This window comes from Mesoaciditoga sp. (genome assembly GCF_054006115.1).
Window position 1 is genome coordinate 1 of record NZ_JBPNHS010000028.1, and the last position, 16,525, is coordinate 16,525.

A 16,525-nucleotide genomic window follows, 5' to 3' on the forward strand; every position below is an offset into this window, starting at 1 on the left:
ACTTGCATGTGTTAGGCACGCCGCCAGCGTTCATCCTGAGCCAGGATCAAACTCTCCATCCTATATCTTCAACGGAAGCTTTCGCTTTCCCCTTACCGCTGCTGCCTGCTTTTCAATGACCTCACGCCTTAATCACTTTCATCGGCGACCGATGAATATCCTACCATATTGTTGATGACAACGCAATAACTTGAATGTGAAATATGCGTTAATTGGTTTTTTTGTACGTTGGTGCTTTCTTTATCTCTTTTAACATGTAAAATTCTATTTCATCGCCACTTTCAAAGCCCTCAAAACCTTCCAATTTCAATCCCCCTTCTTGGGGAGCTTCAAGATGATCCACATCGTCTTTGAAATGTTTCAAGGTTTCTATCGTACCATCAAATATCATTTCTTTGTCTCGATAGACACGAACTTTACAATCTCTTTCAACGCTGCCATCGTAAAGTTGAAAACCCGCTATCTTTCCTATTTTGGAGATGTTAAACACTTGCAGCACTCTTGCACGTCCCGTCACTTCTTCCACTATTTCCGGTTCCATCATGCCACTCAAAGCCGCTTTTATGTCGTCTAAAAGTTCGAATATGACTTCGTACATTCTTATTTGAACGCCCAACTGTTCCGCTTTCGCTTTCGTTCGTGGTTCACTTCCAACTCTAAAGCCGAGAATTACACCCTGGGTCGCAGATGCCAACAACACATCGTTTATGTTCACATTTCCTATGCCAGCGTGTATTATTTCTATCTTTATTTCTTCCGGTTCTATCTTTTGAATGGCCGTTTTCAAAGCTCCCAAAGCTCCAAATGTGTCTGCTTTCACTATAAGGTTAAGCACCTTTTGCCCTTCCGTTTTGGATAATTCATAAATATTGTCCAGCCTAACACGCTTTGGCTTCTCCTTCAAAGATTGCGCATATTTTTCTGCGTAATTTTTGGCCTCTTTTTGATCATCAACAACGTACAACATCGAATTGGTATCGGGCACCTCTTCAAATCCCAATACCACTACGGGATCTGAAGGATGGGCCTCTTTGACCCTCTTTCCATTTTCATCAAGAAGCGATTTCACCTTTCCATAAGTTTTGCCCGCAACGAAATAATCCCCAAGCCTAAGAATTCCATCTTTGACTATGACCGTCGCCACAGGACCACGAAATTTATCGAGTTTGGATTCTATTATTACTCCCCTTGCCTTACCTTTAGGCAAGCACTTTATCTCTCTTAATTCGGCAACAAGTAATATCATTTCAAGAAGCTCATCAATACCTGTTCCAGCTTTTGCCGAAATCGGAACTATTGGCGTGTCACCGCCCCAATCATCTGGAACTATATTCAGTTTGTTTACCAACTCCTGCTTTGTCAGTTCTACATTCGCATTGGGCTTGTCTATTTTGTTTATTGCCACTATCACGGGAACTCCAGCTGTTTTCGCGTGATCGTACGCCTCTATGGTTTGAGGCATTACACCATCATCAGCAGCCACGACTAACACTACAACATCTGTGGCTTGAGCACCTCTTGCTCTCATCTCGGTGAAAGCTTCATGACCAGGTGTATCTATAAAAGTTATACTTTTTCCATCTATTTTTACCTTGTAAGCACCTATGGATTGGGTAATACCTCCCACTTCTTTTTCCGCAACTCGCGTTTTTCTTATCTTATCAAGCAAAGTTGTTTTTCCATGATCAACGTGTCCCATTATGGTAACGACCGGAGGGCGTGAAACAAGTTCATTCTTTCTCTGATGGTACATCTCCTCAAATCTTTCCTTAAGAGGATCCGTAATTTCCTGCTTTTTAGGAGAAACGAATTTCACGTGTATGGAATATTTTTTAGCTATTTCTTCTACGCTTTTTTCATTTAAAATGGTGTTTATCGTAAGAGCTTTACCTTCCATAAAGAGATCTTTAATAACTTTAGAGGTTGAAATGCCCATTTTATCGCAAAGCTCTCTCAAAGTAACGCTTTCACTGATCTCTATTTCGCTTTCCTTGGGTTTTTCATCTTCGTCTTTCTCTTCTTTCTTTTCTTCTTCTTCTTCTATTTTAGGTTTTGACTTTTTAGAAGGTGTTTTTTTCGTCTTGACCTCTTTTATTTCCTCTTCCTCTTCTTCAGAAGAATATATTTCCATTAGCATATCAACCGTTGAACTATCCAACGTAGACATATGATTTTTCGCTTCAACACCAAGATCATCCAGCTCTTCAAGAAGCTCTTTGCTCGTCATCTTTAGTCTTTTGGCAAGTTCATAAACTCTTATCTTTTTTTCCATTTGCTTCCCTCCATACACGTTAACCGTTGATAATTGCTTTTTTTATTCCTTCAACAAAATGTTTTTCCGTCACGCCCACAGCTGCGGCTTCTTTTTTCCCAATTCTTCTTCCCAATTCCTCTTTGCCCACACTAAGTTTCACGTAAGGAATACCTCTTATTTCACACTTTTTTACCAAAGTTTCTACACTTTCGCCGTAATCGGACGAGAAAACAATAAATTTATTCTCGGCATCGCCAGATAAGTACCTTTTCAATATTTTTTGTCCTATCAATATATTACCAGATCTTGCCGCTAATCCTAACAAAGATAGTACTTTTTCTTCATTTTTATTTTTCAACTACTTTTTTCCTCCATGAATTGTCTTATGTCTATTTTCCATCCAGTCAATTTGGCAGCAAGTCTGGCATTTTGGCCATCTTTACCTATAGCCAGCGAAATCTGTGCCGGTGAAACTGTTACATGGGCGCGATGATCTTCTTCGTCTATTTGAACGTCCATTACTTTCGCCGGCGCAAGGGCGTTGGCTATGAATTTTGCAGGGTTGGAAGAAAATGGGATCAAATCTATCTTCTCGCCGTTCAATTCTTTTATAACTTGTATTATCCTTCCCCCGCCTTCTCCTATGCAGGCTCCCACAGGATCAACGTTTGGATCGGTGGAAATAACGGCAACTTTTGATCTTCCACCGGCTTCTCGCGCAATTGCCACCACTCTAACTATACCACTTTCTATCTCAGGAACGTATTTTTCCAACAATTTCTGCAGGAATTCTGGAACGCTTCTGCTTAAAACCACCAAAGGACCTTTGCTTCTCTTCTGAACTTCCAAGACATATCCTCTCACAAACTGACCTGGCGCAAACTTTTCAGTGGGTATCTTCTCTCTGGCGGGTATAACAGCGTCCACTTTGTTTATCCTCAAATCAACATCTCCACCACCAGATCTTACAACTTCCCCAGAAACCACGGTGTGAATCAAATCGGAATATTCCTGGTACAGCGTTTCTTTTTCAACTTCCCTGAGTTTCTGAATCAAAACTTGTTTTGCAGTTTGTGCCGCTATTCTTCCAAATTTCTTAGTGTTTAACGCATTCCTTACGGTACGCGTTTTAATTTCTCCATTTTCTTCCTCTTCAATGGTTTTGAAAACCTCTATTTCTCCGGTAACCGGATCTATTTTTACTTCGACCTTGTCATCACGAGCATCAAAATTCTTCTTGTAAGCGGTTGTTAAAGCTTTTTCAAGTATTTGTATGATCTCTTCTCTGCTTATATTCTTTTCTTCTTCTAATTGTTCCAACGCTTCCAACAAATTGAGATTCAGCATCTGATTACCTCCTTAAAACTCGATTTCCAAATTTGCCGACTTTACCTTAGAGTAATCGTACGTTTTAACTTTTCCGTCCACTTCAAGAGAAAAAGTTCCACTTTCTTCATCGCAAGCACTTATCTTTCCAATGACGGTTAAACTCTTATCTTTCGAATCCTCAATTTTTACTTTTGCAAGCCTGCCTTCAAACCTTTTGAAATCTTTCAAACTTCTCAACGGTCTGTCTAAGCCAGGAGATGAAACCTCCAAAATGTAATTTCCAAGCATAACTTCAGCGTCCAATAAAGGGCTCAGCTCTCGAGAAAAAGCTTCACAATCGTTTATGCCAACGTAATCTTTCATGTTGTCTATAGTTATGGTTATAATTCGCTTTCTACCTCTTTGATGGCTTTTTATATCAAAGATCTCATATCCCATTCTTTTTGCCACTGCACTTGCCAACTCTTCAATTTTGTCTAACTCTTCATTCATCAACAAACACCTCTTCGATTTTTAAACGAAATTCGAGGGCTTCAGCCCTCGAATCAATTTTATTTTACCACATTACCAATATTTTGTCAATGCTCGGCACAAAGCTGGCGAATAACCTTTTCACTGTCTTCTTTACATATTTCCTCCGCAACTTTTCTGAAATGATAGCCGTAAATGCTAAACGCAACTGCGGTTGAAAAGTACTTCGGCTTTCTGAATAGGCTCCAAAAGAGCATTTTCCAGTATTCACTTCTTTCCTTTCCCAGTATTCCTATAAAAAGCATAGATCTCAAAAATGCTCTTATATCGTTAAAATCCACTTTTGGTCTCGAAAGCTTCGGTAACCTGTACACCGACAAAAATTTCTTCAGCCTTGTATAGTAATTTTTTGGCGAATAAAGATCCAAGATAAGCTTTTTGTATCCCTCTATCAAAGTTTTTGGATGCATTTTGGGAATGAAATTGGTGGAAATGTTAACATTGTTTCCGGTTGTTTCTCCTATCAGTCTTTTCTCTCTTTTCATTCTCTCGTAAAGAGCGCTTCCTCGGGGGGCATTCAATATTCCCATCATAGAGGTAACTATTCCCGCTTCTTGAATGAATTTAAATTGCCTTTCGAAGATGGTGGGCTTATCGTTATCAAAACCGACTATGAAACCTCCTTGAACGTCAAAACCATGAGACTGCATTTTTCGAATTGAATTTTTCAAATCGTGTTTTATGTTTTGGTACTTGTTCGCCTCTTGTAAGCTGTCCGGATCCGGGGTTTCAATTCCAACAAACACCCTGTTAAAGCCTGCTTCTTCCATTAAATTCATGAGTTCTTCGTCATCTGAAAGATCAACGGATACCTCTGTGTAAAAGGTGAAAGGGTTTCCATGTTCTCTCTGCCATTTTATTATTTCCGGTAAAACTTCACGCTTGAGTAAGACCTTTTTCCCAATGAAATTGTCATCAACGAAAAACACCGATTTTCTCCATCCAGCGTTGTACAAAGATTGGAGCTCATTTACGACTTGCTGGGCGCTCTTAGAGCGTGGAACCCTACCGTTTAGGGCTCCTATATCGCAAAATTCGCAATTGTATGGGCAACCTCTGGAAAATTGAATACTCATCGAAGCGTAGTACTTCAAATTCAGTAAATCCCATCTTGGAATTGGTGTCTTCTTTATATCTGGAAACTTTGGAGAAGCGTAATAATGTTTCACTTCTCCTTTTTCCATGTCTTCTATCAACCTCTGCATTATTTCTTCAGCCTCGCCCAACACGAAGTGATCGACATTGGGAAAGTGATCTGGCTCCATCGTAAACAATGGGCCCCCGGCAACGACCGGTATGCCGAGCTTGTTGGCCATTTGTATAACTCTGTTAGAAGACTCTCTTTGAATTGTCATCGCGCTGATAAAAACGTAATCGTATTTCTTCATTTCATTTTCTTCAAGCTTTTCAGCGTTCATGTCCACGAGTTTAACATTCCAATCTTTTGGCAAATACGATGCAATCGTTACCAACCCCAATGGTGGTAAAGCCGTCTTTTTGGATATGAATTTCAAAGCGTGTTTGAAACTCCAAAACGTTTCAGGGTAACTGGGATAAACCATCAAAATACTTTTCAACTTAAGTGTACCTCCTTAACTCTTTAAGCAAATCAATTATACACTTTTTTTGAGTTTTAACGTAAAAATACTTCCGATCATGTATCGAGATTTAACCTCAACTTCAGCATCTATGACATCGCACAAGTGTTTAACCAATGCCAATCCCAGGCCCATTCCTTTTGCGCCTGTTCTCGCACTGTTCGTGGCCCTATAAAACCTTTCGAATATTCTTGGAATTTCTTCTTCCTTTATTCCTATTCCATGATCCTCAAAAGATACAGCTACGTAATCGTCCATTACTTTTACGCTTATCACAACTTTTCCACTTTCAAAAGAATATTTGATAGCGTTGGAAAGTAAATTGGTTAAAATCCTATACAGAGCGTTTTCGTCGGTTTTTACGTACAAATCCGCAGGACAATTGATTTCCACATAGACATTCTTCTCTTTCCAACGGTAAGCCATCTCCTCTTTTGCCTCGACGATCATTCGTAAAAGGTTTACCGTAGAAAAGCTCGGGACGTATTTCTTCATTTCTAATTCGCTCAGGGATAAAAGTTGATCTACAAGTTTTTCCAATCTTTTCAGCTGTTCCATAGCCCTGTTTACGTATTTCTCTCTTAGTGGTGGATTCATTTGAGGATCACCAATTATGGACAAAAAGCCCTGTATCACGCCCAAAGGCGTCATGAATTCGTGTGATACCGCAGACACAAAATCGGCTTTGGCATCTTCAAGCACTTTGAAATTCGTAACATCTTCGAATATCCAATTGGTTATCTCACCATCTTTGAAAACGGTTACCTTGCATTCAATTCTCTTTCCACCAAAATAAACCGGCGATTCTTCAGAAAATATTTTTCCCTTTTCCGAAAGCTCAAAGGCGGTGTTCATTTTTGGAAAGGAAACCACTTCTATTATCTTTTCTTTTTTACTTTTGTTAGTCGAAAATGGTTTAGAAAAAAATCTCTCAAAGGCATCGTTGAAGTAAACTATCACAAAATTCTCATTGGTCTTCACAATTCCCTCTCTGACGAAATCCAAGATCTTATCATTCATCGCTTTCACCAAGCTTGTACCCCACGCCTCTCACGGTCTTTATTATTTTGTCTCCCAGTTTTTTGCGAATCTTGCTAACATGCACATCAACTGTTCTGAATTCTCCAAAAAAATCTTTACCCCATATTCTATCGAGAATTTCATCTCGAGTGAAAACCTTTGACGGATGCGTTATAAACAATTTCAGAAGATCGAATTCTTTACCCGCAAAATCTATTTCGTTTCCATTTTCATCCATAGCAGTATAGGAATCCATTTTTATAATCTTTTTTCCAAATCTAAAGACGTTTTGTGAATCGTTCAATCTGGCTTCTTCTCCATTTGACGTCTTTATTCTTCTGATAACGGCTTTAACCCTTGCAAGAAGCTCATAACTGTTGAAAGGTTTTGTTATGTAATCGTCGGCACCAAGCTCTAATCCAAGCACTTTGTCCATATCAGTTCTTCTCGCCGTTACCATTATAACGGCTGATTTTGCATTTTTCTCTTTAAGAATTTTAAGAGCGTCCATTCCAGAACCGTCCGGCAGCCCCACATCTAAAAGGATAACATCAAACGCTTTCTTGGAAAGTGCATTCCACATATGGGACAGATCTTGAACAGCTGTGACGTCAAAGGCGTTAGTTCTTAAAATGTAAGAGATTATTTCTACCATATCCTCTTCATCTTCAACCACAAGAACGCTTTTCACACGCTCACCTCTCTTGCTTCTTTCACAACCTTCAAAGGATCTCGCGCATCTCTTTCCCAAGAATCATGTAAACTGTTTCTTCACAGATATTCGTTGCGTGATCCGCAACCCTCTCTATTGCTCTTGACACAAGGATAAGCCTTTCCGCTTGCGAAATGACCTCCTCCGTGTCTCTTTCCACGATAACAGATTTGATATCTTCTACCAAATTTCTATCCAACGCATCTACCTTATCATCCATCAACCAAATCCTCTTCGCAAGTTCAACGTCTTCTTCAAAATACGCCTTCATGGAACCTCTTGCCATTTCTTCCGCGATTTGGGCCATTTTCGGTATACCGATTAAGGGGTTTATGAGATTTTTCCCATTCATGAATTCGCTAACTTGAGCTATGTTCACGGCCTGATCGGCTATCCTTTCCAGTTCCCCGGCTATCTTTATTGCCATGATAACACCGTTTAAATTTGCATTCCTTGGGCAAAATTCTTCCAATATGCCATATGCCCTTCCTTCTATTGCACGTTTCAGTTCATCTATTTCATCATCATTTTTCACAACACTTTTGGCCATATCAACATTCGAGTTTTCCAAAGATGAAATTGCAAGCTTAAATGCCTCTATGGTCGAGCTGAACATTTCGTTTAATTTAAGCCTTAAAAGGTCTAACTCCCTTTCGTATTTCACCATTTTCTCATTACCCTTCATAATCTTCAATTACTTACACCCAAGATCCCTTTTTACTTCTTCGTACTCTTCTTTGTTTATCTCACCGGCCGCGTAACGACGCTTTAATATTTCACACGCTTCAGATTCTTCACCCCTTCGATGATGAATAGACCATCTCACATTACGATGAAAAAAGGCGTAAAGCAACGCCAAGAATATTATTATTCCGGCCAAGTTCCAAAGAATAGACCAAATTGCATATCCCCCGTACCACCAAAAAGGCCAAAAGAAAAACACGATTTCCTCCTTCTTTTACTTGTAATGGTTGGTTATAGGAAGCCTTCTATCCCTTCCAAAAGCTCTCGTTGTTAACTTAACACCGGGTGGGGACTGACGACGCTTGTACTCATTTCTATCCACCATTCTTACCGTCTTTTCGACGATATCCTTATCAAATCCTGCCTCCGCTATTTCGTTAGGTGTCAGATCTTTTTCAACGTAAAGATCCAGAATCGCATCCAGAATGTCGTAAGGAGGTAATGAATCTTGATCGACTTGTCCAGGTCTCAATTCGGCAGATGGTGGTTTTACAAAGACATTTTGAGGTATTACTTCCCTTCCTTTCCACTTGTTGTACCAACGCGCCACTTTGTACACCATCGTCTTGTATAGATCCTTTATAACCGCAAAACCGCCCGCCATATCTCCATACAAAGTGGCATAACCCACGCTCATTTCCGATTTATTTCCAGTCGTCAGGACGAGCCAACCGAACTTGTTGGACAAAGCCATGAGGTAATTTCCCCGTATTCTGGCTTGCAAATTCTCTTCGGTAATGTTCGGCTGAGTTCCAGCAAAAATTGGTTCCAAAACTTTCAAATAAGAATCAAAAACTTCCTTTATGCCTATGGTGTAAGTTCTTATGCCTAAATTCCTGGCGAGTTTTTCGGCATCTTCCACGCTTGATTTTGAAGAATACATGGATGGCATTAAAACGCCAACAACATTTTCATTTCCAAGCGCTTCCACCGCCACGGCAGCCACCAATGACGAGTCCATTCCACCGCTTAAACCTATTAAAACCTTTTCAAAGCCGTTCTTTTTCACGTAATCTCTTACTCCAAGGCTTAAGGCTTTAAAGATTTCCTCTTCCATTTCAAGGGAAGAGGAAATTCCTTTTTCCTTTATCTCTTCTCGTTCAACATTTTCAATTTTATCGAGCACTATTAACGTTGTCCTTCCGCTGGAGTTTTTCGCCATCTCTCTTCTTCGTGGATCGTGAAGATTTGCATTAACTATGTGAGGAATTATCACGTCAGAAGTTAGCACCGCTTCTTCAAAATCCGGAGCCCTACCAATTACATGTCCCATTTCATCTATGACAAGACTGTGCCCATCGAAAACCAATTCATCCTGACCTCCAATGGAATTAACGTAAACCACGGCGGCTCTTGAATCCGAAGCCCTCACCTTGAGCATCTCTTCACGGCTTAAACCCTTTTGAATGTGGTACGGCGATGAAGAAATATTCACCAATATCATGGCTCCATCCGCTATTTCTTCCATAACGGGACCATCTGGAATCCAAATATCCTCACACACGCTTATTCCAACTTTAATACCGTTGTACTCAACGTTGAGCGGCTTCTGACCAGATGAAAAATACCTTTTTTCATCGAAAACCCCATAATTTGGTAGCAAAATTTTACGGTACACACCTCTTACCTTTCCCTTTTGTATCACTGCCGCCGCATTGTATATGTCATCATCTTTGTCTACGAAACCAACGATTATAACGGAATCGTACTTAGAAGTGCGTTTTGTTATCTCTTTTAACGCCTCTACATTTTCTTCTATAAAAGCGTGTTTCAACAACAGATCTTCAGGAGGATATCCAACAAGCGAAAGCTCCGGAAAGACTATGAAATCCGGCTTTAACTTTTGTACTTCTTCTACAGAAGATATGATCTTCTCTTTGTTTTCTTCTATTCCACCTACAACGAAATTCTTTTGTATTAGTGAAAATCGTACGCTTTTCAAACCGATACCTCCTTCAACTCTCTTAACATTTCGCTAACCTTTTTGTGAAAGAACGGATGAACGTAATTCGGCGCTATTTCGTTAAGCGGCTCCAACACGAAAAGCCTATTTTGCATGTCAGGATGAGGTATCACCAAGTCTGCAAAGTTCACGATCTTGTTGTCGTAAAATATTATGTCCAAGTCTATCGTCCTCGGTCCCCATCTCTTTTCTCTTACCCTTCCAAGGGATTTCTCTATTTCCAGAAGTTCATCCAACAGCAAAACGGGTGTGAGAGTGGTTTCAACTTCCGCAACACAATTCATAAAATCATTTTGTTCCGTTACGCCATAAGGTTTGGTTTCGTAGAATGTGGAGATCTTCAAAAAACTCATTTCTTTTTCCCGCATCTTTTTCATGGCTTGAATAATTGTTTCTTTTCTCTTTCCCATATTCGAACCAAAAGCTATGTAAGCTAAGTGAAGTGTGTTCAATACTCTTCAACCTCCTTCAGCGCGTCGATCATCTTCATGGCCTTAACGTGAGGCCAAACATCATGAACTCTGACTATGTTCGCGCCTTTCATAACCGCTACACTGTTCAAGGCTATCGTTGGTTCAAGCCTTTCTGAAACATCCATGGGCATTATCATGTTTATCATGGATTTTCGTGATATTCCAATCAAAATCGGGCAACCAAGATCTTCAAAATAATCGAGATGAGCTATGAGATTTAAATTGTCCTCCAGCCTTTTTCCAAATCCAATTCCCGGATCGATTATTATCTTTTCTTTTGCAACGCCTGCGTTTATGGCAATATCTATTGAACGCTCAAGCTCGCTATGGACTTCTTTTATCACATCATCGTAATGTGGATCTTTTTGCATATCTCTTGGTGTGCCTTTTATGTGCATTACCACCACGGGCACGTTTAAATCGGCGATGGTTTTCGCCATTTGAGGATCGAATTTCAACCCACTTATGTCGTTTATCATGTCAGCGCCGGGATCTATGCCAGCTTTTGCCGTTGAGGCGCGGTATGTGTCTATGGAAATTGGAAGATCCGTAACTTTTCTTATCTCTTTTACAGCCTGAACGATTTTCTTCGCCTCTTCTTTCGCGTTTATCGGCAAAGCGCCTGGTCTGGTAGACTCAGCGCCGACATCTAATATGTCGGCGCCTTCCTTTTCCATTTTCTTCACGATTTTGGCTATGTCAGAAATATCGACCCTACTCGAAGGATAAAAAGAGTCTTTCGTAACGTTTAAAACGCCCATCACGTACGTTTTAGAAAAATCGAAAACCCTTTTCCCGATTTTCATCGGTTTTAGCATCACGATTCACCATCCAGCAACTGTTTCACAAGTTTTCCAACCACTTTAGGATCCGCTTTTCCTTTGGTTTTTTTCATAACTCCTCCTACGAAAAAGCCCACGACGGATGTCTTACCGTTTTTGTACTTTTGAACGGTATCTGGATTTTCTTCGATGACCTCTTTAACCACGGCTATGAGTTCATCTTCGTTTGAAACTTGTAAGAGATTCTTCTCTTTAACGATATCATCTGGATCTTTTCCACTTTTATAAACCTCTGCCAAAACTTCTTTTGCTGCAAGTCTGGAAATCTTAGAAGAGTTGGTGTACTCTATTATCTTCTTCAAATGGAAGACCGGAATTTTGTTTGCGTTAAACTCCAAGCCATCCGTGTTGAAAAGGCCAAGTACCTCGTTGACAATCCAATTGGACGCGTCTTTCGCACTAACGCCCGCTTTCACAACTTCTTCAAAGTACTCAGAAAGCTCTGGTTCTTTTGAAAGTATTCTGGCGTTTTCTTCTTTTACGCCAAGTTTTTCCACATACCTTTTTGATTTCTCATCCGGAAGTTCAGGCAGACTTTTTCTTATTCTCTCTATTCTTTCTTTGGATACAACCAAAACGGGTAAATCCGGTTCTGGGAAGTATCTGTAATCGTTTTCCGCCTCTTTTGATCTCATCGAAACGGTTGATTTTGTGGACGAATCCCATCCGCGCGTTTCTTGCGGAACGTTTTTTCCATCCTCCATTGCCTTTGTTATTCTTTTTATCTCATATTCCAAAGCCTTTTGGACGAATTTAAAAGAGTTTATGTTTTTAACTTCTACCCTCGAGCTTGAACGTTCTCCATCGTTAACGGAAACGTTCGCGTCGCATCTGAGGGCCCCTTCTTCCATATTTCCGGTGCTTACACCAATTGTTCTGAGAATATCTCTCAGTTTTTCCATGAATTCCCGAGCCTCTTCTGGCTTTTCCATATCCGGCTCTGTTACTATCTCTATCAATGGGATTCCACACCTGTTCAAATCAACGAGACTAGATGTAGCTCGCGTTATCGTTTCAGAAGAATGAAACATCTTTCCGGCGTCTTCTTCTATGTGAATTCGTCGTATTCTTATTTTCTTTCCGTTATCAAGAACTATGTATCCATTTGTGGCAATGGGATGGAAGTACTGGGTTATCTGATATCCCTTTGGCAGATCTGGATAGAAATAATTCTTCCTGTCAAAGCTCGACACTTCATGAATTTCACAGTTCAGCGCTGCGGCCGCTCGAATGGCGTATTCTACCACTTCATCATTCAAAACCGGCAACGCGCCTGGCTGTCCTGTGCAAACCGGGCATATGTTGGTATTTGGCTCTGCGTCAACTTCATTTTTACATGAACAAAAAGCCTTTGTTTTCGTGGAAAGCTGCGTGTGAATTTCCAATCCTATAACGCTTTTCATCTTTCATCACCGCCATTCAACTTTGGCATTGGAAATTTTCCCCTTGCTTTTTCGTAACTCCTGGCAATTCTCATCATCTTGGCGTCTTCAAATCTCTTTGCCATTATCTGCAAACCAATTGGCATGTTGTTAACGAGACCCATTGGAAGACTTATCGCCGGTAAACCCGCCAAATTCGCCGGAATGGTGTATATGTCTTGAAGATAGTAATCCAAAGGGCTTGACAGTTCTCCAAATTTAAAGGCCACATTTGGAGTTGTTGGTCCAAGTATCGCATCGTGAGAGGACAAAACTTCATCTATTTCTCGTTTGATCGATGTTCGTACTTTTTGTGCCTTGTCAAAGTAAGCATCATAATAGGTCGCGGACAGTGTAAATGTTCCAAGCATTATCCTTCTCTTTACTTCTCTTCCAAAGCCCCTATTTCTCGTTTGATTGTAAATTCCATCTATCGTGTCCTCTTCTATTCTCAAGCCATACCTTATTCCATCATATCGTGAAAGGTTAGAAGAAGCCTCGGCGGGAGCTATTATGTAGTAAACTGAAACGGCGTATTTCAAAGATGGAATCGACACTTCCTCAATTTTCGTACCCATCTTTTCGAATTTTTCAATTGCCTCTTGAAAAACCATTTTCACCTCAGGCTTAAGGTCTTTTAAAAACTCTTTTGGAACGGCCATTTTCATTCCTTCAATTGGGTTTTCCACTTCTTTTAACAGATCAATCTTTTTGTCAACGCTCGTCGCGTCTTTTGGATCTTTTCCAGCCATTATTTCCGTGATCAGCGCGGCGTCTCTAACGCTTTTGGTCAAAGGACCAATTTGATCCATTGAAGATGCGAACGCCGCCAGTCCATACCTCGACACCAAACCATAGCTTGGCTTGTAACCGACTATTCCACAAAAAGAAGCTGGCTGCCTTATAGAGCCCCCGGTATCTGAACCAAGCGCAAAGGGAACCATGCCAGCTGCCACAGCCGCCGCGGAACCTCCACTCGAGCCTCCCGGCACCCTGCCTAAGTCCCACGGGTTTTTAGTGGGAAAAAACGCCGAAAACTCCGTGGAAGAGCCCATGGCAAACTCATCCATGTTCGTTTTTGCAAGGGCAATCGCCCCTTCATTCAAAAGGCGTTTTACAGCGGTAGCCGTGTAAGTTGAACCATAATCCTCCAGTATCTTAGAAGCGCAAGTGGTCTTCGTTCCTTCAAGCTGCATGTTATCTTTAACGGCAAAGGGTATCCCACTCAAAACGCCTTCGTTTTCTCTAATTTCACACTTTGAAATGTAGGCGCTTAAAACTTTGTCCAATCTTTCAGAACGTTTTTTGAAATACTCAACAACTTCGTTGCTTTTCATCTTTCCTTTTTTTATACTTTCCATAAGTTCTTCAACAGTCATGCCAGAGATCAACTCAAACACTCCCTCCAAATTTTGCAGATTACATCACTACACCTTGAATTATATCACCATACTTTTTCCCACACTCGCAGTCTGCCTTCGCACCTATTTTGTGTACTGGAATATGAAGTACGTCGTTGGAAAAGAGTCGTTCAACGCGAAATCCCAACCAAGTCCTATTCCCATACTCAGAGTCTTGAAAAGCCATTTAATCTGATCGTTGGATGAAAATCTTGCCGCTATGCCCATCGCGAATTCATTGGAATAAGCGCTCTTTTTGTATTCCAGCCTTACATTTCCGAGCTTGAATGGTATGTCCACCAAAGCCTGAAAAATCAGGTAATTTTTTGAAGCTTCAGACGAAGCGTAAGAAATAGCTGAAGAAAGCTCAATGGATTTCAAGCGCTTTCCGATTGCCAAAAAGGCACTTGAATACCCGTTATCGTCTCCGATCATCATACCTGCGGATAAATCTACCGGCTCTTTTAAAATTTGAAATTGCTCCAAAAACGAGGAATTCACGCGCCCAACTTGCGAAAAGTTACCAATTCCAACCAACCACGTGCTCTGAGAAAACAAATTAACGTTTGAATACTGAAATTCACCATCTTTTAAAACCAAAGACGTTGGAGTTTCCAAAAAACTCCATGAAAATGACACGCCTAATACGAATACAAGGAAAAATGAAAAAATCACCGTTGTCTTTTTCATGTTCTTCACCTCTTCACAAGATCTAAAGTCAGTTCAATGCCAAAATAAACAATTGGGTGCATGAGAAATTCCCTTGCGGAATTCCAATTACTCCATGCACTGTTCCACACTAATCCACTTTTAAGCGTTAAAATTCCAAATTTTTCGTGGCTTCCCAATCCAAATTCGAAGTTCACATTTTCATTTGACAAAGTCTTATTCACTCCACCTTCAAGCGTTAAAAAGGCCGTATTTACTTTCTTTTGTAACACCGCAAACCCATCTATCATCTTTAAATCCCCTACCATCATGAATTTGGCACCAATGTTTGCGTTAAAATCTGAGTTTCCAAATCCGTAAACGCTGTAGATATTGAAAACGTGTTGAGTCTTACACGGTCCTAACAGGCAAAACCTGAATGGCAAGTAAGAAACTCCCATAGCGACGTTTCTAAAAGGCTGCATTTTTAAATACACTCCCCACTTGTAATAAGAAAAAAGCGATCCGCCGATCTCCAAATTGCTTCCCAATCCGGCTGCAGCTGAAATATTCATGTTTTCAAGAGAAAAATTCACCTGACCTGTTTTTAAAACGTTTTCGGTTGGATATAAAAAACCATCCGCAAAGATGAAGGAAAATGTCCCAAACAACAGAATCGTAAAAAACAAAGCTCTTTTCAATTTTTATTCCTCCCCTCTTAACTTTTCAAATAATCCATCTCATCGTCGCTTAAGAGAATATCTCCCGCTTTTGCGTTCTCGATAATGTGAGAATCATTCACCGCCTTTGGAATGGTGAATATACCCTGAGTTGTGATCCATGCAAGGGCAATTTGAACTGGTGTGGCGCCGCGGTTTTGTGCTATTTTTTTCAATTTTTTCAAAAACGAGGAACTTATTTCCATTCTATTTAACGGTGAATAAGCGACAATGCTTATCCCTCTACTCATACAGTAATCTATAAGCCCTGAATCCTTTGCACTTCTATCTTGGATGTTGTACCTTATTTGATCGCAGACTATTGGCGCTTTCGAACTTTCAACGGCTTTTTCAACTTCGGCAATGGAAAAATTGCTAACACCTATGTAACGCGTGTAGCCTTTGTCCAATATCGAATTCATTATGTCAATTGACTCCTTGATATTAGTTTCCGCGGAAGGCCAATGAATCAAGTAAAGGTCTACGTGATCCGTGCCTAATTTTTTCAAAGTGGCTTTGATGGAATTCAAAGCGTCTTTCCAATTCAAATGTGTTGGCCATATCTTTGAGGTTATAAAAACTTCATCTCTTTTAATTTGCTGTAAAGCCATACCAACTATCTCCTCAGTGTGCCCATTCCCATAAAATTCCGCGGTATCTATGTGATTCATTCCAAGCTTTACGGCTTTAATAATCGCTTTCGCTGTCTCTTCATCGCGCGAGTGATCGGCTTCAAATTTTCCTCCCATCCCCCATGTTCCTATTCCCACGACTGGAAGATTTATCTCCGTATTTCCAAGCCTCATTCTTCTCATCTTCGAGCCTCCTTTCATCTAATTTTAACATCATTTCATTTAAAACACGGAACGTT

At 40.4% G+C, this 16,525-nt stretch carries 17 protein-coding genes and 1 rRNA gene; all 18 read right to left on the minus strand.

Going from position 1 to position 16,525, the window contains the following annotated elements; all coding sequences use genetic code 11:
- Positions 1-62: ribosomal RNA gene (locus ACXJIN_RS06080) — 16S ribosomal RNA — on the minus strand; the annotation flags it as partial.
- A 146-nt stretch (positions 63-208) separates the two neighbouring features.
- Complete coding sequence (gene infB / locus ACXJIN_RS06085) at positions 209-2,272, minus strand: translation initiation factor IF-2 (protein WP_456400471.1); 2,064 nt, start codon at positions 2,270-2,272, stop codon at positions 209-211.
- Positions 2,273-2,291: 19 nt separating this feature from the next.
- Positions 2,292-2,612: a L7Ae/L30e/S12e/Gadd45 family ribosomal protein gene (locus ACXJIN_RS06090; RefSeq protein ID WP_456400473.1), complete on the minus strand. Its 321-nt coding sequence runs from the start codon at positions 2,610-2,612 to the stop codon at positions 2,292-2,294.
- Positions 2,609-3,598: a transcription termination factor NusA gene (gene nusA, locus ACXJIN_RS06095; protein WP_456400546.1), complete on the minus strand. Its 990-nt coding sequence runs from the start codon at positions 3,596-3,598 to the stop codon at positions 2,609-2,611. The genes ACXJIN_RS06090 and nusA overlap by 4 nt, the downstream gene beginning before the upstream one ends.
- A gap of 15 nt (positions 3,599-3,613) precedes the next feature.
- On the minus strand, positions 3,614-4,075 hold the full coding sequence (gene rimP, locus ACXJIN_RS06100) for a ribosome maturation factor RimP (RefSeq protein ID WP_456400475.1): 462 nt from the start codon (positions 4,073-4,075) through the stop codon (positions 3,614-3,616).
- Between the two features lie 86 nt (positions 4,076-4,161).
- Positions 4,162-5,691 (minus strand): B12-binding domain-containing radical SAM protein, encoded by a 1,530-nt coding sequence (locus ACXJIN_RS06105; protein WP_456400477.1) that lies wholly within the window; start codon positions 5,689-5,691, stop codon positions 4,162-4,164.
- 36 nt (positions 5,692-5,727) lie between these two features.
- Positions 5,728-6,732 (minus strand): sensor histidine kinase, encoded by a 1,005-nt coding sequence (locus ACXJIN_RS06110; protein WP_456400547.1) that lies wholly within the window; start codon positions 6,730-6,732, stop codon positions 5,728-5,730.
- Positions 6,725-7,423: a response regulator transcription factor gene (locus ACXJIN_RS06115; protein ID WP_456400479.1), complete on the minus strand. Its 699-nt coding sequence runs from the start codon at positions 7,421-7,423 to the stop codon at positions 6,725-6,727. The genes ACXJIN_RS06110 and ACXJIN_RS06115 overlap by 8 nt, the downstream gene beginning before the upstream one ends.
- Before the next feature lie 31 nt (positions 7,424-7,454).
- Entirely contained in the window at positions 7,455-8,129 is a 675-nt protein-coding gene (gene phoU / locus ACXJIN_RS06120) for a phosphate signaling complex protein PhoU (RefSeq protein ID WP_456400548.1), read from the minus strand.
- Between the two features lie 9 nt (positions 8,130-8,138).
- Positions 8,139-8,387: an SHOCT domain-containing protein gene (locus ACXJIN_RS06125; RefSeq protein WP_456400481.1), complete on the minus strand. Its 249-nt coding sequence runs from the start codon at positions 8,385-8,387 to the stop codon at positions 8,139-8,141.
- Positions 8,388-8,402: 15 nt separating this feature from the next.
- Positions 8,403-10,130, minus strand: coding sequence for an NAD+ synthase (locus ACXJIN_RS06130; protein ID WP_456400483.1), 1,728 nt, complete (start codon positions 10,128-10,130; stop codon positions 8,403-8,405).
- Positions 10,127-10,603: a 2-amino-4-hydroxy-6-hydroxymethyldihydropteridine diphosphokinase gene (gene folK / locus ACXJIN_RS06135; RefSeq protein ID WP_456400485.1), complete on the minus strand. Its 477-nt coding sequence runs from the start codon at positions 10,601-10,603 to the stop codon at positions 10,127-10,129. Before folK ends, ACXJIN_RS06130 begins: the two co-directional genes overlap by 4 nt.
- Entirely contained in the window at positions 10,600-11,442 is an 843-nt protein-coding gene (folP, locus tag ACXJIN_RS06140) for a dihydropteroate synthase (RefSeq protein ID WP_456400549.1), read from the minus strand. The genes folK and folP overlap by 4 nt, the downstream gene beginning before the upstream one ends.
- Positions 11,442-12,869 carry an Asp-tRNA(Asn)/Glu-tRNA(Gln) amidotransferase subunit GatB gene (gatB, locus tag ACXJIN_RS06145; RefSeq protein ID WP_456400487.1) on the minus strand — a complete coding sequence of 476 codons (1,428 nt, stop codon included), beginning with the start codon at positions 12,867-12,869 and terminating at the stop codon, positions 11,442-11,444. The genes folP and gatB overlap by 1 nt, the downstream gene beginning before the upstream one ends.
- Positions 12,866-14,266, minus strand: coding sequence for an Asp-tRNA(Asn)/Glu-tRNA(Gln) amidotransferase subunit GatA (gene gatA / locus ACXJIN_RS06150; RefSeq protein ID WP_456400550.1), 1,401 nt, complete (start codon positions 14,264-14,266; stop codon positions 12,866-12,868). Before gatA ends, gatB begins: the two co-directional genes overlap by 4 nt.
- Positions 14,267-14,371: 105 nt before the next feature.
- Positions 14,372-14,977, minus strand: a complete 606-nt coding sequence (locus ACXJIN_RS06155) for a hypothetical protein (protein ID WP_456400489.1) — start codon at positions 14,975-14,977, stop codon at positions 14,372-14,374.
- A gap of 5 nt (positions 14,978-14,982) precedes the next feature.
- Positions 14,983-15,636: a hypothetical protein gene (locus ACXJIN_RS06160; protein ID WP_456400491.1), complete on the minus strand. Its 654-nt coding sequence runs from the start codon at positions 15,634-15,636 to the stop codon at positions 14,983-14,985.
- Positions 15,637-15,653: 17 nt separating this feature from the next.
- Positions 15,654-16,469: an aldo/keto reductase gene (locus tag ACXJIN_RS06165; RefSeq protein ID WP_456400493.1), complete on the minus strand. Its 816-nt coding sequence runs from the start codon at positions 16,467-16,469 to the stop codon at positions 15,654-15,656.
- Positions 16,470-16,525 lie beyond the last annotated feature (56 nt).